Raw genomic sequence first — 24,647 nt, forward strand, 5'->3', positions numbered from 1 at the left:
CGCCTTCTCTCCGTCTTCCGGATCCTGCTCAGTGGGTGGTCAGGCCCAGCCCGGTGGCGAGCCGTGCCCGATGGCGGGCGGGCGGCCCGAACAGCTCGCCCGTCCCGTGCGCCCGTTTGAAGTAGCGGTGCGCGTCGTGCTCCCAGGTGATCCCGATCCCGCCGTGCAGCTGGATCATCTCGCCGGCCACCGCCGAGAACGCCTCGGAGCAGACGGACTTGGCGACGGCGGCGGCCCGCGGCAGCGCGCCCGGGTCCTCGTCGGCGGCGAACGCGGCGCCCAGCGCCGCCGAACGCGCCGACTCCACGAGCACATAGGCGTCCGCCAGCCGGTGCTTGACCGCCTGGAACGATCCGATGGGCCGGCCGAACTGCACCCGGCTTTTGGCGTATGCGACGGTGAGCTCCAGGCAGTGCTCGGCCGCGCCCACCTGCTCCGCGGCCAGTGCCGTGCAGGCCAGATCCCGCACGTGGTCCAGATACCGCCCGCCGTCACCGTCGACGCCCAGCAGGCGTCCCCGGGCATCGTCCAGCACCCATCGGGCCTGGGCCCGGGTCCCGTCCATGGTCACGACGGGTTCCCGCCGGGCCCCGGGGGCGCCGGGAGCCACCTCGAAGAGCGCTACCCCGTGGGTGGTACGGGCGGCGACGATCAGGACGTCCACGCCGGGCCAGTCCAGCACGTGTTCCTTGGTTCCGGTGATCCGCCAGGCGCCCCCGGACGGCCGGACCGCTTCGGCGCGTATCACCTCGTGATCCCAGGAACCCTGCTCGGCCCAGGCCAGGGTGCCCACCGAGGTGCCCTCGGCGAGCCCCGGCAGCAGCCGCTCGCACGCCTCCTTGTCACCTGAGGCGAGCAGGGCGCCCGTCGTGAGCACCGTGGAGCCCAGGCACGGCAGCGGGCTGAGGGTCCGGCCCAGCTCCTCCATCAGTACATGGACATCACGGGCGCCGCCGCCGGCCCCGCCGTACTCTTCCGGCACGGTCAGACCGCCCGCGCCGATCTGTGCGGTCAACGGTGCCCAGGCCGCTTCGTCCTGATGCTGCGTCAACAGGTCGCGCACGGCCGTGCGCAGCTCTTCCTGCTCCTGTGTGAGTCTCATCGGTCCGTTCCCATGACGCGGGCCCGGCACGCGGCCGGTGTGCCCCACGCGTCGCGCAGCGGCCGGGCCTTGCGGATCCACAGGGACAGGTCGAGCTCATCCGTGTAGCCCACGGCGCCGTGCAGTTGCAGGGCCGTGCGCGCCGCCGCGTAAGCGGCCTCGCCCGCCGTGACCTTGGCCGCGGCGATGTCGGCGCCCGCCCCCTCGTCGCCCGCGGCGAGCGCGAGCGCGGCGCCGTGCACCAGCGGCCCGGCGAACTCCAGGGCCAGCAGGGTGTCGGCCAGCCGGTGCTTGACCGCCTGGAAGGAGCCGATCGGCATCCCGAACTGGGTGCGCTGGGTGACATATTCGACGGTGCGTGCCAGCAGGGTCCGGCCGACCCCGAGGGACTGGGCGGCCGTGGCGAGCGCGGCCACATCGGCGGCGTACCCGGCGGCGGCGGCGACCGCGGGGCCCTGGGCGAGGACCGTCCCGCCGGACGGCCGTGACAGTCGGCGCGCGGGGTCCGCCGAGGGCTGAACGGTCCCCGTCCCGGCGGCGAGGCGCAGGGTGTCGCCGTCCACCACGAACACCGCGTCGGCCATGTCGGCGTCCAGGGCGTACGGGCCGAGCGAGGTCGGACAGAGGGAGACGACCGACTTCCCGGAGGCGATCCGGGGCAGCCTGTCGGCGGCGATGCGGTCGTTGCCGAGCCGGTCCAGCAGGGCCGCCGCGGCAACCGTCTCGACCAGCGGTCCGGGGACGGCGTGCCGTCCCAAGGCCTCGAAGGCGAGGGTGAGTTCGAGGGGCAGTGGGCCGAAGCCCTCGTGCTTCTCCGGTACCGCGAGTGCGAACACCCCGGCCTCGGCCAGCCGGGCCCAGACGGCTAGCCCCGGGCCGTGGTCGCCGGCCGCCCAGGACCGTACGACGGCTGGGGTGTCGCAGGAGGTGAGCAGGGCGTCGAGGGAGCGGGCGAAGTCCCGCTGCTCGGCGTCCAGGAGGAAACGCATCAGCGGCGTCCCTTCGGCAGGCCGAGCAGCCGCTCGGCGATGATGTCGCGCTGGATCTCGTTGGTGCCCGCGTAGACGGGACCGGCCAGCGAGAAGGTGTAGCCCTCCGCCCAGCCGCCCGAAGGCGATTCGCCCGCGTGGTCGGCGAGTTCGCCGTACGGGCCGAGCAGGTCGAGCGCCGTCTCGTGCAGGGCGATGTCCAGCTCGGACCAGTAGATCTTGTTGAGGCTGGAGACGGCCCCGGCGGGTCCGCCGTCGCCGTGCAGGACCTGGGAGACGCCCGCGTAGGAGAACAGGCGGTAGGCGCGGGCTCCGATCACCGCGTCGGCCACCCGGTCGCGCAGCGCCGTGTCCGCGGGGTCGCCGTGCTCCCGCCACAGAGCGGTCAGACGGTCCGCTGCGGCCGTGAAGCGCCCCGGGCTGCGCAGGGTGAGCCCGCGCTCGTTGCCGGTCGTGCTCATCGCGACCCGCCAGCCCTGGCCGGGCTCGCCGATGACGTCCTCGTCGGGTACGAACACCTCGTCCAGGAAGAGTTCGGCGAAGGCGGGCTTCCCGTCGAGCCGTCCGATGGGCCGTACGGTCACGCCCTCGGCGTCCAGCGAGAACATCAGATACGTGAGCCCGCGGTGCGGCCGGTCCGCGTCCGGGTCGCTGCGGAACAGGCCGAAGGCCCGGTCGGCGAAGGCCGCCCGGGAGGACCAGGTCTTCTGGCCGCTGATCAGCCAGCCGCCCTCGGTCCGTACGGCCGTCGACTTGAGGGAGGCCAGGTCGGAGCCGGACTCCGGCTCGGACCACGCCTGCGCCCAGATGACCTCACCGCGCGCCATGGCGGGCAGGATCCGGGCCCGCTGCTCGGCGGTGCCGTTCTCGAAGAGGGTCGGGGCCAGCAGGTTGATGCCGTTCTGGCTGACCCGGCCGGGCGCCCCGGCGGCGTAGTACTCCTCTTCGAAGATCATCCAGTGCAGCAGGGAACTCCCGCGCCCGCCGAACTCCTCGGGCCAGGAGACCACCGACCAGCGGTCCGCGGACAGGGTCGCCTCCCACTCCCGGTGGGCGGCGAAGCCCTCGGCGGTCTCCAGGGACGGCAGGGGAGCGGCCGGGACGTGGGCGGCCAGCCAGTCGCGTACCTCGGTACGGAACGACTCGTCGGCCGCGTCGAAATCGAGATCCATCAGGCGCCCGCCTTCTTCATCGCCCGGATGTCCATGCCGCCGAGCGCGTCCGGCGCTGTCTCGGCGTTGTGCGCGTGCGCCAGATGGTGCAGGCCGAACACCGAGTCCATTCCGGTGTGCATGCCCTGGAGGTCCTCGGCCTGGTTGACCGCGCGCTTGGTCAGCGCCAGGCCCATGCGCGGCATCTCCGCGATGCGCAGCGCCAACTCCTCCGTACGGTGGGCCAGTTCCTCCCGGGGGACGACCCGGTTCACCATGCCGACCTCGTACGCGCGCTGCGCGCTCATCCGGTCACCGGTGAAGAGGAACTCCTTGGCGATCCGTGGCGGCATCACCCACGGGTGGGCGAAGTACTCGACGCCCGGGATGCCCATCCGGACCACGGGATCGGCGAAGAACGCGTCCTGCGAGGCCACGATCAGGTCGCACACCCAGGCGAGCATCAGACCGCCCGCCACACACGCGCCCTGCACGGACGCGATGACCGGCTTGGGCAGCTCCCGCCAGCGGCGGCACATCCCCAGATACACCTCGGACTCACGGGCGAAGCGGCTCTCCGCCCCCTGCTTGTCCGAGTGGTCCCACCAGAGCCCCGCCCTGCGCTCGAACGGCAGATGCGCGTCCCGCTCCGGGGTTCCGATGTCGTGACCGGCGGAGAAGTGCTTGCCCGCCCCGGCCAGGACGACCGTCTTCACCTCGCCGTCGTCGGCCGCGCGGTAGAACGCCCGGTCCAGGGCGTAGGTCATCGCAGAGTTCTGCGCGTTGCGGTAGTCGGGCCGGTTCATGGTGACCGTCGCGACAGGGCCCCGCTTCTCGTAGCGCACCGGTTCGTCGTGGGCAGCGGACATCGGCCCCTCCTTCCCTAACAAGTGTTTGGTAGATTAACGTACCCCCATGAGCAGCGTCGAGGAGTTCCGCACCGAGATCCGCGGCTGGCTGGCCGCCCATCTCACCGGTGCCTTCGCGGGCCTTCGAGGCCGCGGCGGGCCCGGACGTGAGCACGAGGCCTTCGCCGAACGGCTGGCCTGGGAAAGGCACATGGCGGCCGAGGGGTGGACCTGCGTGGGCTGGCCCGAGGAGCACGGGGGCCGGGGCGCGACCATCGAGCAGCAGGTCGCCTTCCATGAGGAGTACGCCCTGGCCGACGCCCCCGCCCGGGTCAACCACATCGGGGAGCAACTGCTCGGCCCGACCCTGGTGGCTTTCGGTACACCCGAGCAGCGGGCCCGCTTCCTGCCGCCGATCGTCGCCGTCGAGGAGCTGTGGTGCCAGGGCTACAGCGAGCCGGACGCCGGGTCCGACCTGGCGAACGTGCGGACCAGGGCCGAGCGGGACGGCGAGGGCTGGTTGGTCACCGGACAGAAGATCTGGACGTCACTCGCCCACGACGCCCAGTGGTGCTTCGTCGTCGCCCGCACCGAGGCGGGCTCCACCCGCCACGCGGGTCTCTCCTATCTCCTGGTCCCGCTCGACCAGCCGGGAGTGGAGATACGGCCGATCCAGCAGCTGACCGGCACCTCGGAATTCAACGAGGTCTTCTTCGACGGCGCCCGCACGGACGCCGCACACATCGTCGGCGAACCCGGCGACGGCTGGCGGGTCGCCATGGCCACCCTCGGCTTCGAACGCGGCGTCTCCACCCTCGGCCAGCAGGTCGGCTTCCGGCGCGAACTGGAAACCCTGATCGCCCTGGCCCGGAGCAACGGCGCCGCCGACGACCCACTGATCCGCGACCGGCTCGCCCGCGCCTGGACGGGCCTTGAGACCATCCGGTGCAACGCCCTGCGCATGCTCGACGGTGTGGCGGCCGGCGCACCCGGCCCCGAGGCGTCCATCGGGAAGATCTTCTGGGCCACCTGGCACCGTGAACTGGGCGAACTCGCCATGAGCGTCCTGGGCGCCGGCGGCATGACCGCCCCCGAGGCCCCCTACGAACTCGACGACTGGCAGCGGCTGTTCCTCTTCTCCCGCTCCGACACCATCTACGCAGGATCCAACGAGATCCAGCGCAACATCATCGCCGAGCGCGTCCTCGGCCTGCCCAAGGAGATCCGCCCGTGACCCCGCAGCCGCCCTATGTACAGGGCCACTCCCTCCTGGCCGGACGCACCGCCGTGATCACCGCCGCCGCGGGCGCCGGAATCGGTGGAGCCACCGCCCGCAAGTTCCTGGAGGAGGGCGCCCGGATCGTCATCGGCGACGCCCACGAACGCCGCCTCAAGGAGAGCGCCGCCGCCCTCGCCGAGGAGTTCGGTGCGGACAACGTCGCCGCACTGCCCTGCGACGTCACCGACCAGCAGCAGGTCGACGCCCTGTTCGCACTCGCCGCCGAACGCCACGGCGGCCTCGACATCGTCGTCAACAACGCCGGACTCGGAGGCACCGCCGACCTCGTCGAAATGACCGACGACCAGTGGTCCAAGGTCCTCGACGTCACTCTGAACGGCACCTTCCGCTGCACCCGCACCGCCCTGCGCCACTTCAAGGACCGCGACACCGGCGGCATCGTCGTCAACAACGCCTCCGTGATCGGCTGGCGCGCCCAGCGCGGCCAGGCCCACTACGCCGCCGCCAAGGCCGGAGTCATGGCCCTCACCCGCTGCGCCGCCCTGGAGGCGGCCGACTTCGGTGTACGCGTCAACGCCGTCGCCCCGAGCCTCGCCATGCACCCGCACCTGGTGAAGGTGACCACCCCGGAGCTCCTCGCCGAACTCACCGAACGCGAGGCCTTCGGCCGGTACGCGGAGCCCTGGGAGATCGCCAACGTCATCGTCTTCCTGGCCAGCGACTACTCCTCGTACATGACGGGGGAGACCGTCTCCGTCAGCAGTCAGAGGGCGTGAAGGCCATCACCGGGACCGCCAATGCCGAACGGCGCGCCGAACTCCTGGCGACCGCCGCCGAGGTGTTCGCCGCCCAGGGCTACAACGCCACCACCGTCCGCCGCATCGCGGACGCTGCCGGGATGCTCGCGGGCAGCCTCTACTACCACTTCGATTCCAAGGAATCGATGCTCGACGAGATCCTCTCGGCCTTCCTCGACGAACTGTGGACCGGCTATGACACGGTCCTCGCTGCCGGACTGGGGCCGCGCGAGGCGATCGGGGCGCTCGTCACCCAGTCCTTCCGCCAGATAGACCGGCACGGCCCCGCGGTCGCCATCTACCAGCGGGAGTCCAGGCATCTCTCCGCCCAGCCGCGCTTCGCCTATCTCGCCGACTCCCAGCTGAAGTTCGAGAACGCCTGGCTGCGCACGCTGGAACGCGGAGTGGCCGAAGACGCCTTCCGCAGCGATCTGGACGTCCGGCTGGTCTACCGCTTCGTCCGCGACACCGTCTGGGTGGCCGCCTCCTGGTACCGCCCCGGCGGCACCCACAGCCCGGAGGAGATCGCCCGCCAGTACCTGTCGATGGTCCTCGCCGGCATCACCACCAAGACCTGATACACCCTCACCTCACTTACGAAGGAGCAGTCATGGCCGAGGCCTACATCGTCGAAGCGGTACGCACCCCGGTCGGCCGGCGCAAGGGCGGTCTCTCCGCCGTCCACCCCGCCGACCTCGGGGCCCACGTCATCAAGGCACTGGTCGAGCGCAGCGGGATCGACCCGGCCGCGGTGGAGGACGTCGTCTTCGGCTGCCTGGACACCGTCGGCCCCCAGGCCGGGGACATCGCCCGCACCGCATGGCTCGCGGCGGGCCTCCCCGAGGAGGTGCCCGGCACCACCGTCGACCGGCAGTGCGGCTCCTCCCAGCAGGCCGTCCACTTCGCCGCCCAGGGCGTCATGTCCGGCACCCAGGACCTGGTCGTCGCGGGCGGCACGCAGAACATGTCGATGATCCCTATCGCCTACGCCAGCCGCCAGGCCGCCGAACCCCTGGGCCTGACCGACGGCCCGTACGCCGGCTCCGAGGGCTGGCGCGCCCGCTACGGCGACGCGCCCGTCAACCAGTTCCACGGCGCCGAGCTCATCGCGGAGAAGTGGGGCATCTCCCGTGAGGACATGGAGCACTTCGCGCTCCGCTCGCACCAGCGGGCCGCCCGCGCCATCGACGAGGGCCGCTTCGCCCGCGAGACCGCCGCGTACGGCGAGGTGGCGGTGGACGAGGGGCCGCGCCGTGACACCTCCCTGGAGAAGATGGCCGGCCTCAAGCCGGTCGTCGAGGGCGGCCGGCTGACGGCCGGGGTCTCCTCACAGGTCTCCGACGGGGCCTCGGCGCTGCTCATCGCCTCCGAGCGGGCCGTCGCCGAACACGGCCTCACCCCGCGCGCCCGCATCCACCATCTCTCCGTGCGTGGCGAGGACCCGATCCGGATGCTGTCGGCCCCGATCCCGGCGACGGCGTACGCGCTGAAGAAGGCCGGAATGTCCATCGGTGACATGGACCTCGTGGAGATCAACGAGGCGTTCGCACCGGTCGTCCTCGCCTGGCTGAAGGAGACCGGTGCCGACCCCGACAAGGTCAACGTCAACGGCGGCGCCATCGCGCTCGGCCATCCGCTCGGCGCCACCGGTGCCAAGCTGATGACGACGCTGCTGCACGAACTGGAGCGCACCGGCGGCCGTTACGGCCTGCAGACCATGTGCGAGGGCGGCGGCCAGGCCAACGTGACCATCATCGAACGGCTCTGACGGAACCGGCGGCCGGCCGGACCGGCTCCGCTCCGCGGGGACGGTCCGGCGCGCGCCGTTGTCCCCGGGCGAGCGAAACGAACGCCGCCCACTCCTCACGGCCGCCCCGCAGGGCGGGGCCGTCGCCTGCGGCCTTGGAGTTGTGCTCGCACGTCGTCGCCGCGTCGCCCGGCCTCGGGCCTGCCGCGAGTACGAGGGTCAAGAGGAACCGTGCGCCGAACCTAGACATCTGATGTCTGATCTTAGGTAGAATGCGACCCCATGAACATCGAACGGCCCGCCGCTCTCGTCGGCGCCTATGCGGCCCTGCCCTCCCTGCGTGCCGACCAGGAACGCTTCTACGAGGGCCTCGCCGATCGGGATATCGCCGACGGGCTGGAGATCCCGTTCCGCGACGGCCTCGGCGAGGACGTTCGTTGGCTGGCCACGCAGATGCGCGGCCGTTTCGCCCGCTCGGTGATCACGCTGATTCCCGGGACGATGGCGCGCGTGGGTGCCTCGGGTACCTTCGGGCTCGCCTCCGGGGACGAGGACGGCCGGCGGGCGGCGCTGGTGTTCGTGCGCGAGGCGCGCATCGCCGCCGAGGAGTTGAACCAGCTCACCGGCGAGCAGTCGGTCTCCGTCATCCACATCCACACCGCGCCTTCGGTGACGGCCGTCGCGGAGAAGTTCGCCCGTTCGATCGACGAGATGGTGGCGAGCGAACCCGCCTCGGTCGCCTGGTCCACCCGGCTCGTCCTGGAGCACTGCGACGCGTACGCGCCGGCCGTCCCGGGTGAGAAGCGGTTCCTGTCGCTGGAGGACGAGATCCCCCTCGCGCGCGACGCAGGGCTCGGCGTCGCCGTCAACTGGGGCCGTTCGGCGATCGAGGCGCAGGACGCCGGCCGGCCCCTCGCCCAGATTGCCCGGCTCGCCTCCGAGGGCCTGTTGGCAGGCGTCATGTTCTCCGGCGCAGGCCCCACCGCCAACCGGTACGGGGGGCCGTGGGCGGACGCGCACCTGCCCCTCGCCGAGGACGAGCCCACCTCGCTCATGGACGCCGACGAGGTACGCCGTTGCCTCCGTGCGGCCGAAGGCGCGATCTCCTACGCGGGCGCCAAGATCCAGGTTCCCGGCGATGCGGCGGTAGACGAGCGGCTCGCGATGGTGGGCCGCGTCATGCGGCTCGTGGCCGAGTGCGGTGCCGCCCCGGCGCCGCACTCGCCGGGGCTGTGAGCGGGAGCGTGTGCGACGCCGCACGGTCGGCCGTCAGCGGCGCTTCGGGGCCTTGGGTCCGGAGGCCTTGACCGTCCAGGTCAGGCGTTCGGTGGCCTCGGCGCGGACCAGCGGGTCGCGGACCGACTCGGTCCGGTCTGCGGCCTCGGCCGTGACGGTGTGCTTCCTGCCGTCCGCGGGAACACCCAGTGCGGCGGGGACGGCAGCGGTCAGACCCTGCGCCCGCTTCACCCGCACACCGTCGACGTACCAGCGCAGCTCCGGTGCGGCGAGGCCCGTGAGTCCGGCCAGTGAGACCTTGATGCGGCTGGACCTGAGGATCGCGCTGCTCGTGCCGACCTCGCTGCTCAACGCGTTGGCCTCGCGGTAGAAGCCGGCGATCATGGCCTCGCGTCCGGGGAGGTTGAACTCGCTGATGTTCAGGGCCCGCATGATGGAGTTGGACGTGGGGCGGTAGATCCCGAACGGGTAGTAGCTGCTGCCCTCGTACGTACCGACGGTGCCGCCCGTGGGGTCGCTCTCGCCGAGCCAGCGGTACCACTTGGACTGGTTCGCGGCCATCTGTTCCGCGGTGAGGACGCTGGAGTTGATGTCGGGGAGTTCGCCGCCCGTCCAGGTGCCGTAGCTGTCGTACGTGTACTCGTCCGCCAGCAGGCCCACCGAGTGGGCGATCTCGTGGGCGGCGATCATGCTCGACTGGGCGTTGTCCGAGGAGAGGGTCGAGACGCCGTCGAACGGGTATCCCTCCGCTTCGAGCCCCGAGTAGCCGGCGCCGCCGTACTTGGCGGAGTTGGAGACGACGACGACCAGGTCGGCCTCGGGGGCCTTGGCGGCGTAGGACGCGACCTTGTCGATGTCGGCGCAGATCAGGCGCTCGGTCTCGGAGCACCAGAAGTAGCTGCCGAGGGCGGTGTCCTTGGTGACGTCGGGGGTGGGGTCGCCGGTGATGCCGGTTTCGGCGGACACCGCGTCCACGGTCCACACGTTCATCAGACCCTGATAGCTCGCATAGGGCTCGATGCCGGTGATGTCCGCCCACTTGGCGGCTGCCGCGGCGTGGAAGGCGTCCTGCTGGTCGGCGGTGTAACCGTCGCCGACGATGACCACGTCGAGCCGGTCGGCCGAAGGGCCGGTCACGGCGAGCTCGCCGACCTCCCCGTCCGTGGTCGACGCGGAGGGTGCCGCACTCCGGGCGGTGGCCCGGCCGGTCGCCGTCTCCGTGGTGAGCGGCACCTCGGTCCGCCGGCCCTCGCCGCCGGGCTGGGGGAAGTACTCCACGGCCACCCGCGGTTCCGGGGCGGGCTCCGGGTCCACGGCGACCGCGGGAGTGGCGAGGGCCGCCCCCATGATCGCCGTGAGCGCGACGCCCATGGATATTGCGGCTGCTCTGGAAGTGCGCATGCCAAACCTCGCTCTGGTGTCCGGCCGGAAGTGGTGTAAAGGAAAGATGTAAATGTGCTTAACTTTTCGCATAACCTAGGTGGGTGGTGGGCCCGTTGGCAACAGTCCCGCAGGCTCCGGGGAAGGGATCAGACCTCCGTGGTGCCCGCGGCGGAGTCCGGACCACAGAATGATCCAGCCGGTGACCACCGGCAGACGCGGCACGAGGGGCGGCCATGGCGGGAACCAGCAGGGCGACCGGCGAACCGGAGCGGTCGCCCGGGGTCGGAGTTCCGCCCCGGCCGCACCGGGCCCATGGCGACGAGAGGGACGCGCCGGCCGCGATCGGCCTCCGGGTGAAACGGCTGCGCAAGGCCCGTGAACTGACTCAGCGGCAACTTGCCGAGCCCGCGTACACCGCCGCGTACGTCTCCACTCTGGAAGCCGGCAAGGTGCAGCCCTCCGAGGCCGCTCTCCGGCATATCGCCGGCCGCCTCGGTGTCGCCTACGACGAGGTCGCCACAGGCAGGCCCACCCACATCACCACGGCGCTCCGGATGGAACTGGCCGACGCCCAGCGGATACTGGCCGTCGAGGACGCCGCCGACGCACGGGCCGCCTACGAGCAGATCCTCGGCCGCGCCGAGGAGTACGGGCTCACCCAGGAGCGGGCGGTGGCGCTTGTGGGCCTCGGGGAATGCGCGTTGGAGACGGGCGAACTCACCGAGGCCCTGGCCCGGTTCGAAGCGGCCGAGCATGCACTGGCCGACGATCCGCTCCCCGCCCGCGCGCGGGCGGTCCGGGGCAGGTCGGTCGCCCACTACCTGGCCGGTGAACTGCGCTACGCGTGCTACCTGCTGGAGAGCGCCATCGACGGACTGAACACGTCCGGGCTGCACGACCCCGGCGCGCTGCTCCAGCTCTACACGGCCTCGATCGCCCCGTACATGGACATGGGCGCCCACGCCCGTGCCGCGCAGGCGGCCGAACTCGCCCTCGCCCTGGTACCGCAGGTGTCCGACCCCGCCCTGGTCGCCACGATGCACCGGACGGTGGCGCGCACGCTGCTGGCCGAGGGCAGGGTCGACGCCGCACAGGCGTCGCTGGCACGGGCCACCGAGCTCTACGAGCAGCTCCAGATCCGTACCGAACTGGCTCACTGCCATTGGATGCGGGGCTACGTCTGTGCCCAGCACGACGACCTTGTCCGGGCGGAGACGGAACTGCGCATCGCGCACTCGATGCTGGTGTCCAAGCGGGCCGCCCTGTACGTCTCACAGGTGGAGGTCGAACTCGCCGATGTCCTGCGAAGGGGCGGGAAGTCGGCGGAGGCCGCGGAACTTCTGGAACGCCTGCTGGCCGGACTCAAGCCCGGCCGCGGTGCGTTGCACGCCGGCGGCGCCCACCGGCTGCTCGGGCTGATCGCCGAGGAGGCCGGTGACGCCGAGGCGGCCGAGCTGCACTACGCCACCGCGCTCTCCCTGCTCGAACAGACGGGAGCCGCCGGGGATCTCGCCGACATCTGCCGGCTGCTGGGAGACCTGCTGCGCGGTGAGGGGCGGACGGAAGCGGCGCTGAACGCCTACCGGACCGGCCTCGGACACCGCGCCGAACCGGGTACCACCACCCTCGGCCCCGCCCCTGCCCGGCCGCCGTTCGGCCGCTGGGTCTGACGGAGGGCCCGGCAACTGCCGTCGCCCCAGCGACGACATTCTTACAAGACCTACGCCGGACGGCCCCGGCATCATCCCGGCATGAGTGAATTCGAGGTTGAACTCGCGCAAGGCATGCATGTGGTCCACGACGGACCGAGGGAGGGGCCGCCGATGTTGCTCATCCACGGATCAGGGGCCTCGGGCTCCACCTGGAGCCCGATGATGCCGGCCCTGACCGCCCGCCACCACGTCATCCGGGTCGACCTCCCCGGCTGCGGCCAGTCCCCGCCCGCGGCGTCGTACGACGTGGCCGTGCAGGCGGGCCGGGTGGCGGCGCTGCTCGACGATCTCGGCCTCCGTCAGGTCGCCGTGGCCGGGCACTCCAGTGGCGGCTACGTCGCCACCGCGCTCGCGGAAGGGCGCCCGGACCTGGTGAGGTCGCTCGCGCTGGTCAGTACCGGACCGAGTCTCGACGCGCTCCTTCCGCAGCCCGCCATCCTCCGCCTCCTGCTGGGCCCGCCCTTCGGCCCGCTCCTCTGGTCGCTCCGCTCGGACGCGGCGATCCGCAGCGGGATCAGGGCGACGACCGTTCGGCAGGTGGACATCCCGGACGACCTCGTCGCCGGCGTACGGGGCACCACGTACCGCGCGTTCCGGGCGGTGTCCCGTTGCAACATCGCCTACATCGACGAGCGGAGCGTGCCCGAACGTCTCGCCGCCCTCAAGGTTCCGTTGCTGGTGGTCTTCGGCGCGGCGGACCCCCGCTGGGAGCCGTCGTCGGCGCACCGGTACGAGGCGGTGCCGGGCAGCAACGTCGAGCTGCTGCCCGGGGTCGGGCACATACCGCTGCTCGAAGCGCCGGAGGCGACCAGTGATCTGCTCCTGCGCTTCGCCGGGAGGCCCTAGGACTGCAGGCGCGTCAACCCGCCGCCGGCAGCGACTTCAGCGTCGCCCGTGCCTCGTCCATGATCCGCTCGACCAGCTCCGAACAGGACGGCAGATCCTCGATCAGGCCGGCCACCTGGCCCGAGGCCATCACCCCGATGTCCGTACGCCCCTCGACCAGTGAGGCCTTCAGCAGCATGGGGGTGTTGGCGGCCAGCAGCACCTGGCTCCAGGTCAGTTCCTTGCCGTGCTTCATCGCCAGTCCGTCGCGGACCAGCTGGGGCCAGCTCGCACCGGACTCCTTCCGGAAGGCCGAGGCGTGCCGCAGCGCCCGCAGGGTCGAGGTGACGCGGCCGGAGCGCTCCAGTGAGTCGACCATGGTGGTACGCAGCATGCGGTGCGGCAGACCGTCGACCTGTGTGGTGACCGTGACGTCCTTGACGGTGGCGTCCAGGTACTTCGCCTTCACCGCGTCGGGGACGGTGCTGTCGGAGGTGAGCAGGAAGCGCGTGCCCATGCCGATCCCGGCCGCCCCGTAGGCGAGCGCGGCGACCAGGCCGCGGCCGTCGTGGAAGCCGCCCGCCGCGATCACCGGGATGTCGACGGCGTCCACCACCTGGGGGAGCAGCACGGTGGTGGCCACCTCGCCCGTGTGGCCGCCGCCCTCGCCGCCCTGCACCATCACCGCGTCGGCTCCCCACGCGGCGACCTTCTCCGCGTGCCGGCGGGCGCCGATGGACGGGATGACGACGACGCCGGCGTCCTTGAGGCGGGCGATCAGGTCCTTGGAGGGGGCGAGCGCGAAGGACGCCACCCGCACCCCCTCGTCGATGATGATCCGGACCCGCTCGCCCGCGTCGCCCGCGTCCGCCCGCAGATTCACGCCGAACGGCGCGTCCGTACGGGACTTGACCTCGCGAACGGCCGCGCGGAGCTGCTCGACCGTCATCGTCGCGGAGGCCAGGATGCCGAGCGCCCCGGCGTTGGCGGAGGCCGACACCAACCGGGGACCGGCCACCCAGCCCATCCCGGTCTGCACGATCGGGTACCGCACCCCGGTCAGTTCGGTGAGCGCGGTGGGAATCGGCACGGGCCCGCTCACGCCGGGACCTCTCGTTCGCGGAGCCCCTTGGGGTCGATGACCTCACGGATCAGCCGGAGTTCGGCCCCCGTGGGCTCCCGGGTGAAGGGCACCGCGTCGGGGACGGTGAGGGCGAACCCGGTGGCCTCGATGACCTGTTCGAGGCTGACGCCGGGGTGCAGGGAGCGCAGCCGCATCGTCCGGTCGGGGGTCTCGAAGTCGAAGACGCCCAGATTGCTGACGACTTCGGGGATCCGGTGGTAGCGGGTCGCGGACGTACCGGCCTCGGCCGCCCGGTCGTACCCGACCCCGCTGACCATGTCGACGTGTTCCACGAACACCCGCGCCGAGTGCTTGGGCACCCAGTAACTCGTCGGGTTGTTGAGGGTGTTGACGGGAGCGCCGCGCACCCCGAGCAGCTGGCGCGTGGGCCTGGCCCAGTCGCCGATACAGGAGATGTTCTGGTTGCCGTGGCGGTCGATCTGGCTGGCGCCCATCATCACGTGCCGGCGGCCCGTGGCGGTCAGCGTCAGGTGCTGGCGGAACGGCAGCCAGCCTTCGATGCTTCCCGGCTTCGCCCCCACCGCGGGGGTGTCGGCGATCAGCAGCGCCTCCCCGTCCGTCAGCAGCAGCTCGGGGGAGAAGGTCAGCCGCGCCAGGCGCGCACCGATCGCCGGGACGGTGCCCATGGGGCTGGCGAGGATCTCGCCCGCGTCCCGCCAGGCCTCTGCGCAGGCCACCACGCAGTACTCGGCGCGGGTCGGCGCCTGGATGGCGGTGGTCTCGGTGCCGCTCATGCTTCCTCCTGGTGGAACGCGGTGACTGCGGCCTGGTATGCGGCCTCGTCGCCGGACAGGAACCGTTCGACGAAGGCGGGCCAGGCCTCGGGGTCGCGGGCGGCCCGGACATAGGCGCGCTGGAAGGCCTCGTCCCGGTCGTGGTCGGGCACGCAGGAGGTGAAATGCGCGCCGTTCGGTGTCTCGACGACCCCGTCGACGAACATCCGCTTGATCAACAGCGTCTGCGGCCCCTGCTCCTTGAGCAGATCCGCTGTCTCCACGATCCGCTCGCAGGAGACGAATCCCTGGTCGGCGGCCTCGCAGAACAGGTCGTCGAAGTACGGGTCGGGGCCCAGGTACTGGCCGTTGCCCTGTACGTCGGAGCGGTTGAGGTGGACCAGGGCCGCGTCCAGCCGCAGCGCCGGGGCCGCGACCAGCTTCTCCCCGTCCTCGTACGGTGAAGTGACCGTACGCAGAGCGGGGTTGACCTTCATCAGGTCCGAGCCCAGGCCGGCGCGCACCGGCATGAACGGCAGCCGCTGCGCCCCCGCCGTCAGGCCCCACATCATCATCGCCTCGTCCATCTCGACCATCTCGAAGGCGCCGCGCTGCCGGGCCGCCGTGAAATGCGGCTCCAGCGGTATCGAGTCGAGCGTCCCGAAGGCCGCGACCAGCTTGCGGATCTTCCCCGCCGCCGCGAGCAGACCCACGTCCGGGCCGCCGTACGACACCACGGTCAGGTCGGTGACGTCCGAGCGCAGCAGCGCCCGCACCAGAGCCATCGGCTTGCGGCGCGACCCCCAGCCGCCGATGCCGATCGTCATTCCGCTCTCCAGCCGGCCGACGACATCGTCGGCCGTCATCGTCTTGTCCTGTGTCACGTCTGCTGCTCCTTGTCCGTGCCGAAGGTGTCGCGCACACGGTCGGCGACGCCACTGAGGTTGGCCTCGAAGGTGAAGCCCTGCTCGAAGCGGTAGCTGCGGCGTACGTCGACGGGGTCGATGCCGTTGATGGCGGCCTTGGCCAGCCGGATGAGATAGCCGTCCTTGGCGGCGATCTCCCCGGCGAGCTCCAGGGCGGCCCCGGTGAGCTGCTCGCGCGGCACGACGCTGAACACCGAGCCGTGCCGGTGCAGTTCCTCGGCCGACACGGTGCGCGAGGTGTAGTACAGGGTCCGCATCAGGTGCTGCGGAACCAGCCGGGCCAGGTGCGTGGCCGCGCCGAGTGCGCCGCGGTCGAGCTCCGGCAGGCCGAAGGAGGCGTCGTCCGCTGCCACGATCACGTCCGCGTTGCCCACCAGGCCGATGCCGCCGCCCAGGCAGAAGCCGTGCACGGCGGCGACGACCGGGACCTCGCACTCGTAGACCGCCGCGAACGCCTCGAAGCAGCCCCGATTGGCGCCGATCAGCGCCTCGGGTCCGGCGGCGCGCTGCATTTCCTTGATGTCCACGCCCGCGTTGAAGCCGCGTCCCTCGGCGGTGAGCACCACACAGCGGATGTCCGGGTCGGCCCCGGCGGCACGTACCGCCGCGGCCAGGTCGTACCAGCCCTGTACGGGCAGGGCGTTGACCGGGGGGTAGTCCACGGTGACGACGGCGACGCCCTCGCGTGGGACGGAGGTGGAGACACCCATGAGCAGATCAGCTACCTTTCCACCAAACGTTTGTTAGGCCCAAAAGGTAGCAGCGATACGAACGCCGCGGGAGGGTGTCATGCCACTCAGCGGTACCGGCACCCCGTTCCCCCCGCGCACCGGACGTCGCTCGTTGCCCGGCCCCCATCGAAAGGACACTCGTCATGACCTCACCGACCGCCCTGTGTGCCGGACGCGTCGCAGTCGTCACCGGCGCCGGCCGTGGACTCGGCCGCGCACATGCCCTGGCTCTCGCCGCCGAGGGCGCGAAAGTCGTCGTCAACGACCTGGGCGTCGGGCTCGACGGCTCCGGCTCGGGCACCGGGCCCGCACAGCAGGTCGTGAAGGAGATCCGCGCGGCCGGGGGTGAGGCCGTCGCCCACAACGGTGACATCGCCACGTCCGAGGGCGCCGCCTCCCTCGTCGCCGTCGCGCTCGACTCCTTCGGCCGGCTCGACACACTCGTCAACAACGCCGGATTCCTCCGCGACCGGATGCTGGTCAACCTGGACGAGGACGACTGGGACGCCGTGATGCGCGTCCATCTCAAGGGGCACTTCCTGCCGCTCAAGCACGCTGCGGCGCACTGGCGCGCCGAGGCCAAGGCAGGCCGGACGCCGGCCGCCCGGGTCGTCAACACCAGTTCCGGGGCCGGGCTGCTGGGCAGTGTCGGCCAGGGCAACTACGCGGCCGCCAAGGCCGGCATCGTCGGCCTGACCCTGGTGGCCGCCGCCGAGATGGGCCGCTACGGCGTCCAGGTCAACGCCATCGCCCCGGCCGCCCGGACCCGGATGACCGAGGCGACCTTCGCCGAGACGATGGCGGCCCCCGGGGAGGGCGCCTTCGACGCGATGGCCCCGGAGAACGTCTCGCCGCTCGTCGTCTGGCTGGGCTCCGCCGCATCCGCCGGGGTGAGCGGCCGGGTCTTCGAGACCGAGGCCGGGCGGATCACCGTGATGGAGGGCTGGCGGCCCGGCCCCACCGCCGACAAGGGTGCCCGCTGGACCCCGGCCGAGGCCGGAGCGGCGGTGACCGGTCTGCTGGCCGCGGCCGAGACCCCGCAGCCGGTGTACGGCGCCTCCTGAGACGCCGCGGCACGGGGTGGTGACCAGTCGTCACCACCCCGCGCAGGAAGCCTGTTCAGGCTCCGGCCGACTCTCCCCGTACCCCGGCCACCAGCAGCGTGGGGGACTCCGTGCGGCCGTCCAGGATCCGGTTGGTCCGGGTGACCACCTCCCACCCCGACTGCGTGCGGCGCAGCCGCCAGTGGTTGGCCGTCGCCCGGCGCACCACGTACCGCCCCGACTCGTGCACCACCATCAGCGAATGGCACACCGCCACCGCCTCGTCGCCGTCGAGCGTGATGTGCGGCGGGCCCACGACATGGGCGCAGCCCTGCCGGATCCAGCCCCGGTGCGCGGGGGAGCGGACCATCTCGCGGATCTGCTCCCGGCCGGCGAGGAAGATCTCGTCGATGTCGTACACGCCGTCCGGTGCCCAGAGGGCAGCCACCCCTTCCGCGTCGCCTCCGTCCACCAGAGGCCCGTACGAGGCCATCGTGCGCGCGATGTCGCGCTCGTCCTCCAGCAGCCCGAGCCGCGCCTCGACCGCGGCAAGCCGGTCCTCGATCATGCCCGGACCTCGGCGTCCACCGTGAGGCCCGCGATCGCGGCGAGGGCCTCCAGCTGTTCGGCGTAGTGACTCGCCGAACCGGCGGTCAGGGACGCGCTGACCAGCGTGGCACCGGCCTCGGACACCTTCCGCAACGCCTCGGACGTGCCGTCCGGATCGCCCGACGGATCGAGCGGGCGCCCTGCGCTCAGCACCACCTCGAAGCCCTCGGGCAGCGAGGCCGCGCCGACCATCTCGCGCAGCCGGTCGAGCGGCAGTCCGAACGGCACCCAGCCGTCGCCGTGTGCGAGCGCCCGGCGCAGCGAACGCGGTGTGCGGCCTCCGATCCACAGCGGCACCCGGTCCTGCACGGAGTGCGGCTCCACCACGAGACCCTCGTAGTCGAAGTGCGTCCCGTGGTAGGCGGGTTCGCGCCGGGACAGGGACGCGCGCAGGGCCGCGAGGGCGTCGTCGGCGATCGCACCCCGGCCTTCGAACGCGGCGCAGAGCAACTGGAACTCCTCCTCCAGACTGCCCACACCGAGGCCCAGGATGAGCCGCCCGCCCGAGACGCGGTCCAGCGTGCCGTAACGCTTCGCGATCTCCAGCGGGTGGTGGTAGCCGAGCACCAGGACCTGGGTGGCGAACCGGATCCGACGGGTCCGGGCGGCCAGGTAGCCGAAGACGGACAGCGGATCCCAGTAGGTTCCGCCACGCTGTCCGGCGATGTCCACGGGCACCGCCACATGTTCCGAACAGGTCAGATGATCGAAGCCGAGCCGGTCCGCGGCCTCGGCGACCGCCCCCAACTCCTCGATGCCGGCGCCGCGTTCCCACGGGGAATGGACGCCGGGGACGGCCGTGACGACGGGACTGTTGATGCCGAGCCGCATGGGGGCACCTCTCTGGGGCAGAACGGGACGGGACGGAACGGAAGAGTCCATCCAAGTCCGCCGCCCCGGCCCGCGCAGGCCGCGTCCCGGTGGGCGGGAAGCACCCGGGACCACGGGTTCCGGCCGGGTCCCACTCAACGGAACGACGCCCACCGGCCCGTGCGGCGCACGAGAACATCGGCGGCCGGCGGAAGGACGTCAGTACCGTGCCCCGAACGAACTGCGAGAGAACCCCCGCGCAACCCAGCTCGGCCAAGCAGCGCCAGCGCTACGCCCGCATGCTGCGGGCCGCGGCGCACCTCGGAGCCGTACACGGCCTCGAAGGCGTGCAGATGCACGACGTGGCCCGGCGGTCCGGCGTCGCGATCGCCACCCTGTACCGCTATTTCCCGTCCAAGACCCACCTGTTCGCCGCCGTCCTCCACGACCAGGTGAGCCGCCTCGACGCCGGCGCTCCGCCGCCGTCGCCGGGCGCCGGCCCGGTGGAAGCGGTGAGCGAGCTGCTCACCGGGGCGAGCCGGCAGCTCTTCGAGCAGCCGCTGCTGGCCCTGGCGATGCTCCAGTCCAACAACGTCTCCCACGTGGGCGACGGCAGCCCGGTCCGCCGCACGGACGAGATCCTCGTGGACCTGGTCCTGCGCACGGCGGGGGTGACCGATCCCGGCGAGCAGGACCGGCGGGTGGTCCGCATCCTTGAACAGGCCTGGTACGGACTGCTCACCACCGTTCTGTACGAGCGTTCCTCGCCCGAGGCGGCGCAGGACGGCATCCGGCTGGCCTGCCGCCTCCTCCTCGGCCCGGTCCTGGCCGGACGGCCCGCCTGAGGGCGTGCGTGACGCCTCGCCCGCGTCCGGTCAGCGGGACGGCGGGTGCCCGTTGCGTGCCGGAGCTCCTACGGTGCGCGGGAGGGCGGTTTCCGCGTGTGCCGAGGGGACCGGCCCTCACGTGCCAGCAGCACCGACCCACCCGAGGAGTACTCATGCCGCGCAATGTCGTCGTCACCGGATCCGGTTCCGGGATCGGTGCCGCTCTCACCACCCTGCTCCGAGCCCAGGGGGACCGTGTGATCGGCGTGGACCTCCGGGGCGGCGAGGTCGACGCCGATCTGTCCACGCCCGAAGGCCGGGGCGCTGCCGCGGCGGCGGCCGCCGAGGCGGCCGGCGGGGTCGTGGACGCGGTCGTCACCTGCGCCGGCACCTCCGTACCGGGAACCGCGATGGTGACCGTCAACTACTTCGGCACCACCGAGTTCCTGACAGCACTGCGACCGGCCCTCGCCGCGGCCGAGCGGCCCCGGGTCGTGGCCATCGGCTCGATCTCCGGCACCCAGCCCCACGACCCGCAGGTCGTTACCGCCTGCCTGGCCGGCGACGAGACCACGGCCGTGGAGCACGCCGAGCGGGCGGTGGCCGACGGCCGAGCCCGGCAGCTGTATCCCTCGTCCAAGGCGGCTCTCGCGCAGTGGGCGCGGCGCACCGCGGTCGCCGAGGGCTGGGCCGACGCCGGAATCCCCGTGAACGTCGTCGCGCCCGGCGTCGTCCTCACCCCGATGAGCGCGGGACTCTTCGACGACCCGGAGATGAAGAAGGTCATGGACGCGGCGGTCCCCATGCCGCTCAACGGCTATCTGGAGCCCGAGGACGTCGCAAGGGCCGTGCTCTTCCTGGCCTCCGAGGGAAACAGCCACATCACCGGGCAGGTGGTGTACGTCGACGGGGGCGCCGAGGCGACCCTGCGCGGGCCTGCCCACTTCTGAGCCGTACGCACGGAGCCCCGGCCGCGTCACGCGGCCGGGGCACCGTCGCCTCTCTGCGGGCGTCAGACACGCACCTGGTTACGGATCACCTTGCCGGTGGCATTGCGCGGCAGCTCGTCGCGCGTCAGCCGCCACTGCTTGGGCACCTTGAAGTAGGCCAGCGCGTCCGCTGCGTACTCCCGCAGCGCCTCCTCGGTGACGGCCGAGCCCGCCGCGAGGACCACGACAGCGGCGACCTCCTGGCCCAGGTCGGGATGCGGCACCCCCATCACCAGGCACTCGCGGACGTCTGGGTGCTCGACCAGAACCGTCTCGATCTCCGCGGGGTAGACGTTCTCGCCGCCTCGGATGATCAGGTCCGAACGGCGGCTGCTGAGATACAGCCGGCCCTCGCGCAACTCACCCAGGTCCCCGGTGCACAGCCAGCGGTCCGCGCCGATGGCGCCGGCGGTGGCCTTCGGATCGCGCCAGTAGCCCAGCATGTTGAACTGGCTGCGGACCCAGACCTCGCCCTCCTCGCCCTCGCCGAGCACCTCACCGACGGGGTCACGAATCTCCAACTGCACACCGGTGACCGGCCGGCCGAGGGTCCCGGGAGCGGCCGCCAGCTCCTGCGCGCTCGCCGCGGCGACGCCGGTGCAGGTCTCCGTCAGCCCGTAGCTGTCCACCAGCGAGTCCTTCGCGAACGGCAGGCCCTGGCGCAGCCGCTCCTTGAACGCGGTCGACGACGGCGCGGAGGCCAGCGAGAACGAAGTCAGCGAAGACGTGTCGTAGCGGTCGGCCCCGCCGTGTTCGAGCATCCGATGGGCCATGGTCGGCACCGCGCCCCAGTTGGTGACCCGTTCGCGCTCGACCATGCCCAGGACGGCATCCACCTTGAACGAGCCCTGGTGCAGGGCGATCCGGCTGCCGGTGGCGAGCCGGGGCACGGCCAGATTGTGCAGGCTCGCGATGTGGAACAGCGGCAGCGTCAGCAGGTAGACGCGGTCCTGCGGCGACAGCGGGTCGCCGAACTCCTGGAGCAGCGCGTCGTTCATCCGGTGGTACTCGACGACGGCCAGCAGGTTGCGATGCGTGTGCACGGCCCCCTTCGGGCGGCCCGAGGTGCCCGAGGTGTAGAGGATGACCGCCGGATCGTCCTCCGCCACATCGGCTGACGGCAGCGGTGCGCCGGGGTGTGCCGTGAGGAAGCGGGCGATGTCGTCCTCCACGGACAGCACCGGCACCGCGCAGTCGGCCAGCTTCGCCCGCTGCCTGGCGTCGGCCACCACCAGCGCCGGTTCCGCGTTGTCGATGCCGTGCGCCATCTCCCGCGCCGACCACCAGGCGTTGAACCCGACCGCCACCGCACCGATCGACACCGTGGCCCAGAACGTCTGGATCCACTCGGGGGAGTTGGCGGCGGCGATCGCCACCCGGTCGCCCTCGGCGATCCCGTACTCCTCCCGCAGCACCTGGGCCAGCGAGGCGACCTGGGCGGCGTGCCGGGCGAAGGTGATCCGCCGGTCAGCGGTGACGATGTAGTCACGGTCGCCGTGGGCGACGGAATCGTGCAGGACCTCGTGCAGGGCCCGCTGCCGGTGGGTGAACACCGGTAGACGGGCACCCAGCACATCGGCGTCGGACAGCTCGAAACGGCCGCCCGGGCCGGTGAGCCGGCCGATGATCTCGGCCGCTCCGGCGGGAGCGGCCGAGCGGTGATCCGTATCGCTGGACATCAGGTGACTCCTGGTACGTCTCGAACTCCACTGGGATCGCGGTCGAGGTCAGTGTCAGCAGGACCGGGCCCTCTTCTCATGGCTGATTCCGGTCACTGGGACACCGTGTCACGGCGGCTACCCGGCGACAACGACGGCGACAAGCGGGCAGACAAGGCCCCACCGGGCGCTCCCAGTGAGTGGGATGCGTCACGTCGGCCGGATTTCGCCGGCCATAACGTCCCCCCACCTGCTCAGGCCCCGGGCCGTATTCCCCCGGTGCCATCTGCCTTCCGGCACCCGTCTTTCCCACCTTCCGGCACCGGTCCGACCGGCCCGGGCTCATGGAGGAAGAAATGAAGCGAGCACCACGGCCGCAACTCCGTCTCGCCGCCACCCTGGCCGTCGCGGCGATGCTCACCTCCGCGTGCGTATCGTCCGACACCGGGAAGTCCGACGGCGCGAAGACGCAGAAGACCGAACGCGGCCGGTACACCTTCGGCCTCATCGGCAACCAGCCGGACGGCGGCGCTCCCGTCGACGGCGGCACGCTGCGCATCGCCGACTACGCCGAGGCCCGCAGCCTCAGCCCCGCCGTCACCTATGCCACCGGGTCCTCCGGCGGCTCCGCGCTCGCCGCCGTGTACGACGTACTGATGCGGTACGACACCGCCGCCAAGAAGTACGAGCCCCAGCTCGCCAAGTCCCTGCAGAGCAGCGACGACAAGAAGACGTGGACGCTGAAGCTCCGCGACGGGGTGAGGTTCTCCGACGGCACCCCGCTCGACGCCGACGCCGTGACCGCCTCCCTCGCCTGGTACCAGGAGAACAAGGGCGCCGACACCGCGCTGCTCGCGCCGAACCTGGCCAGGACCGAGGCGACCGACGACTCCACCGTCGTGTTCACCCTCCGCAGTCCCTGGGCGACGTTCCCCGCGATGCTCGCCCAGGCGCCCGGCATGATCGTGGCCCCCGCCGCGTACGCCGGGAAGACGTTCAAGCCCGTCGGGGCCGGGCCCTTCGTCCTGGGCAAGTACGCCCCCCAGGAGGAGTTGATCCTCAACGCCAACAAGAAGTACTTCAAGGGCAAGCCCCACCTCGACGCCCTCCGGTTCACCTGGCCGCAGTCCGACCGCTCCAAACTGGAGGCGCTCGACGACGGCACCGTGGATGTGGCGCACATGCGCGGCCCCGACGTGGTCGACGAAGCCGTCAAGGCGGGCCACTTCGGCGAACTGACCCTCACCGGTCTCGGCAACGTGATCACGGTCAACACCCGCAAGGGCCGGCCCGGCGCCGACCTGCGCGTCCGCCGGGCGATGGCCCTGGCCCTCGACCCCAAGCTCGACACCGAGCGCGCCTACGCCGGCAAGGGCCTGCCCGGCAAGGAGATCTTCCCGCCGGAATCGCGCCTGCACTCCGACGTGAAACCCCTGGGCGTCGATCTCGACAAGGCGAAGAAGCTGCTCGACGAGGCCAAGAAGGACGGCTACGACGGCAAGATCACCTACATGGACGGCAGCGACCCCGTCGCCAGGTCCAAGGGCGTGGTCATCAAGGCCATGCTGGAACGCGTCGGATTCACGGTCCAGCTCGACCTGGTCTCCTCCATCGCCGACCGGGTGGCCAAGACGTATGTGGAGCACGACTTCGACATCAGCCGAAGCGCCGCCAGCATCTCCGAGAACGACCCCTACCACCGGCTGCAGAGCGTCCTGAACTCCACGAGCTACGGCAATCCCGGCGCCTACGCCAACCCGAAGATGGACGCCCTGCTGGACCGGCTCCACCGCGCGGACGGCGACGCCGAGACCCAGAAGGTCCTCGACCGGATCCAGACCCTGTTCAACGAGGACGTCCCCATGATCAACCTCGGTGCCAGCGCCGCACTCACCGCCTGGGGCGAGAACGTGCACGGTGTCGTCCCCACCGACGAGTCCATGACGCTCTTCGGCGAGGCGTGGATCAGCAAGTGACCGCCGGCGGCCCGGCCTGCCCGGACGGATACAGCGAATCCGCAGCGAGCCGGGCCGCTCCCGTCGGCCGGACCGTTCCCGCTCACCGGGACACCGCCCTGGGCCGGGAGGCCCGCCCGCCCATAGCCTCACCGCACCGTGGTGCGCATCCCGTAGACCCGTGTACCGCCACCGGGCAGATCTGGAGGAAC

The 24,647-nt window shown here is 71.7% G+C and carries 23 protein-coding genes; 11 read left to right on the forward strand and 12 right to left on the reverse strand.

The features are described from left to right. Nucleotides 1-28: 28 nt before the first annotated feature. Genes OG912_RS31115 through OG912_RS31130 form a run of 4 tightly spaced genes read right to left on the reverse strand, consistent with a single transcriptional unit; the run spans nucleotide 29 to nucleotide 4,111 of the window. Entirely contained in the window at nucleotides 29-1,102 is a 1,074-nt protein-coding gene (locus OG912_RS31115; RefSeq protein WP_327712210.1) for an acyl-CoA dehydrogenase family protein, read from the reverse strand. Beyond that, nucleotides 1,099-2,091, reverse strand: coding sequence for an acyl-CoA dehydrogenase family protein (locus tag OG912_RS31120; protein ID WP_327712211.1), 993 nt, complete (start codon nucleotides 2,089-2,091; stop codon nucleotides 1,099-1,101). Before OG912_RS31120 ends, OG912_RS31115 begins: the two co-directional genes overlap by 4 nt. Beyond that, nucleotides 2,091-3,263, reverse strand: a complete 1,173-nt coding sequence (locus tag OG912_RS31125) for an acyl-CoA dehydrogenase family protein (RefSeq protein WP_327712212.1) — start codon at nucleotides 3,261-3,263, stop codon at nucleotides 2,091-2,093. The genes OG912_RS31120 and OG912_RS31125 overlap by 1 nt, the downstream gene beginning before the upstream one ends. Then, on the reverse strand, nucleotides 3,263-4,111 hold the full coding sequence (locus OG912_RS31130) for an enoyl-CoA hydratase (RefSeq protein WP_327712213.1): 849 nt from the start codon (nucleotides 4,109-4,111) through the stop codon (nucleotides 3,263-3,265). Before OG912_RS31130 ends, OG912_RS31125 begins: the two co-directional genes overlap by 1 nt. Nucleotides 4,112-4,157: 46 nt before the next feature. Here OG912_RS31130 and OG912_RS31135 point away from each other — a divergent pair, with 46 nt between their 5' ends. From OG912_RS31135 to OG912_RS31155, 5 genes are all read left to right on the forward strand, one after another. Beyond that, entirely contained in the window at nucleotides 4,158-5,324 is a 1,167-nt protein-coding gene (locus OG912_RS31135; RefSeq protein ID WP_327712214.1) for an acyl-CoA dehydrogenase family protein, read from the forward strand. Beyond that, complete coding sequence (locus tag OG912_RS31140; protein WP_327712215.1) at nucleotides 5,321-6,106, forward strand: SDR family oxidoreductase; 786 nt, start codon at nucleotides 5,321-5,323, stop codon at nucleotides 6,104-6,106. Before OG912_RS31135 ends, OG912_RS31140 begins: the two co-directional genes overlap by 4 nt. After that, nucleotides 6,103-6,705: a TetR/AcrR family transcriptional regulator gene (locus OG912_RS31145; protein ID WP_327712216.1), complete on the forward strand. Its 603-nt coding sequence runs from the start codon at nucleotides 6,103-6,105 to the stop codon at nucleotides 6,703-6,705. The genes OG912_RS31140 and OG912_RS31145 overlap by 4 nt, the downstream gene beginning before the upstream one ends. 32 nt (nucleotides 6,706-6,737) lie before the next feature. After that, nucleotides 6,738-7,895, forward strand: coding sequence for an acetyl-CoA C-acetyltransferase (locus tag OG912_RS31150; RefSeq protein WP_327712217.1), 1,158 nt, complete (start codon nucleotides 6,738-6,740; stop codon nucleotides 7,893-7,895). A gap of 261 nt (nucleotides 7,896-8,156) precedes the next feature. Further along, nucleotides 8,157-9,110, forward strand: coding sequence for a DUF4862 family protein (locus OG912_RS31155; RefSeq protein ID WP_327712218.1), 954 nt, complete (start codon nucleotides 8,157-8,159; stop codon nucleotides 9,108-9,110). A 33-nt stretch (nucleotides 9,111-9,143) separates the two neighbouring features. Here the strand turns inward: OG912_RS31155 and OG912_RS31160 are convergent, their stop codons facing one another. Further along, on the reverse strand, nucleotides 9,144-10,511 hold the full coding sequence (locus OG912_RS31160; protein WP_327712219.1) for a M64 family metallopeptidase: 1,368 nt from the start codon (nucleotides 10,509-10,511) through the stop codon (nucleotides 9,144-9,146). Nucleotides 10,512-10,726: 215 nt separating this feature from the next. Here OG912_RS31160 and OG912_RS31165 point away from each other — a divergent pair, with 215 nt between their 5' ends. Next, the gene (locus tag OG912_RS31165) at nucleotides 10,727-12,163 is read left to right on the forward strand and encodes a tetratricopeptide repeat protein (RefSeq protein WP_327712220.1); all 1,437 of its coding nucleotides are present in this window, start codon (nucleotides 10,727-10,729) and stop codon (nucleotides 12,161-12,163) included. 81 nt (nucleotides 12,164-12,244) lie between these two features. Further along, a complete protein-coding gene (locus OG912_RS31170; RefSeq protein ID WP_327712221.1) occupies nucleotides 12,245-13,051 on the forward strand; it encodes an alpha/beta fold hydrolase in 807 nt (268 codons plus the stop codon). 13 nt (nucleotides 13,052-13,064) lie between these two features. Here OG912_RS31170 and OG912_RS31175 read toward each other — a convergent pair whose 3' ends face one another. The 4 genes from OG912_RS31175 to OG912_RS31190 are packed head-to-tail and all read right to left on the reverse strand — an operon-like array spanning nucleotide 13,065 to nucleotide 16,523. After that, a complete protein-coding gene (locus OG912_RS31175; RefSeq protein WP_327713590.1) occupies nucleotides 13,065-14,114 on the reverse strand; it encodes an NAD(P)H-dependent flavin oxidoreductase in 1,050 nt (349 codons plus the stop codon). Between the two features lie 14 nt (nucleotides 14,115-14,128). Then, nucleotides 14,129-14,908, reverse strand: coding sequence for a CoA-transferase subunit beta (locus OG912_RS31180; RefSeq protein WP_327712222.1), 780 nt, complete (start codon nucleotides 14,906-14,908; stop codon nucleotides 14,129-14,131). Continuing rightward, nucleotides 14,905-15,753 (reverse strand): CoA transferase subunit A, encoded by an 849-nt coding sequence (locus OG912_RS31185; RefSeq protein WP_326740515.1) that lies wholly within the window; start codon nucleotides 15,751-15,753, stop codon nucleotides 14,905-14,907. The genes OG912_RS31180 and OG912_RS31185 overlap by 4 nt, the downstream gene beginning before the upstream one ends. A 14-nt stretch (nucleotides 15,754-15,767) precedes the next feature. Further along, nucleotides 15,768-16,523, reverse strand: a complete 756-nt coding sequence (locus OG912_RS31190) for an enoyl-CoA hydratase family protein (protein WP_326734927.1) — start codon at nucleotides 16,521-16,523, stop codon at nucleotides 15,768-15,770. 164 nt (nucleotides 16,524-16,687) lie between these two features. Here OG912_RS31190 and OG912_RS31195 point away from each other — a divergent pair, with 164 nt between their 5' ends. Further along, nucleotides 16,688-17,608, forward strand: a complete 921-nt coding sequence (locus tag OG912_RS31195) for an SDR family oxidoreductase (RefSeq protein ID WP_327712224.1) — start codon at nucleotides 16,688-16,690, stop codon at nucleotides 17,606-17,608. A gap of 55 nt (nucleotides 17,609-17,663) precedes the next feature. Here OG912_RS31195 and OG912_RS31200 read toward each other — a convergent pair whose 3' ends face one another. Continuing rightward, nucleotides 17,664-18,155, reverse strand: coding sequence for a nuclear transport factor 2 family protein (locus tag OG912_RS31200; protein WP_327712225.1), 492 nt, complete (start codon nucleotides 18,153-18,155; stop codon nucleotides 17,664-17,666). Next, on the reverse strand, nucleotides 18,152-19,027 hold the full coding sequence (locus OG912_RS31205; protein WP_327712226.1) for a TIGR03619 family F420-dependent LLM class oxidoreductase: 876 nt from the start codon (nucleotides 19,025-19,027) through the stop codon (nucleotides 18,152-18,154). Before OG912_RS31205 ends, OG912_RS31200 begins: the two co-directional genes overlap by 4 nt. Nucleotides 19,028-19,233: 206 nt before the next feature. On the opposite strand from OG912_RS31205, the gene OG912_RS31210 reads away from it, so the two are divergent. Together OG912_RS31210 and OG912_RS31215 are read left to right on the forward strand one after the other, a co-directional pair. Beyond that, complete coding sequence (locus OG912_RS31210; RefSeq protein WP_327712227.1) at nucleotides 19,234-19,851, forward strand: TetR family transcriptional regulator; 618 nt, start codon at nucleotides 19,234-19,236, stop codon at nucleotides 19,849-19,851. Between the two features lie 155 nt (nucleotides 19,852-20,006). After that, nucleotides 20,007-20,783 (forward strand): SDR family oxidoreductase, encoded by a 777-nt coding sequence (locus OG912_RS31215; protein ID WP_327712228.1) that lies wholly within the window; start codon nucleotides 20,007-20,009, stop codon nucleotides 20,781-20,783. Between the two features lie 62 nt (nucleotides 20,784-20,845). Here the strand turns inward: OG912_RS31215 and OG912_RS31220 are convergent, their stop codons facing one another. After that, nucleotides 20,846-22,501, reverse strand: coding sequence for a class I adenylate-forming enzyme family protein (locus tag OG912_RS31220; RefSeq protein ID WP_327712229.1), 1,656 nt, complete (start codon nucleotides 22,499-22,501; stop codon nucleotides 20,846-20,848). 335 nt (nucleotides 22,502-22,836) lie between these two features. On the opposite strand from OG912_RS31220, the gene OG912_RS31225 reads away from it, so the two are divergent. After that, nucleotides 22,837-24,456, forward strand: a complete 1,620-nt coding sequence (locus OG912_RS31225; protein WP_327712230.1) for an ABC transporter substrate-binding protein — start codon at nucleotides 22,837-22,839, stop codon at nucleotides 24,454-24,456. The last annotated feature ends 191 nt before the right edge of the window (nucleotides 24,457-24,647 follow it).

The sequence above is a fragment of the Streptomyces sp. NBC_00464 genome (genome assembly GCF_036013915.1).
Taxonomy (GTDB): Bacteria; Actinomycetota; Actinomycetes; order Streptomycetales; family Streptomycetaceae; genus Streptomyces.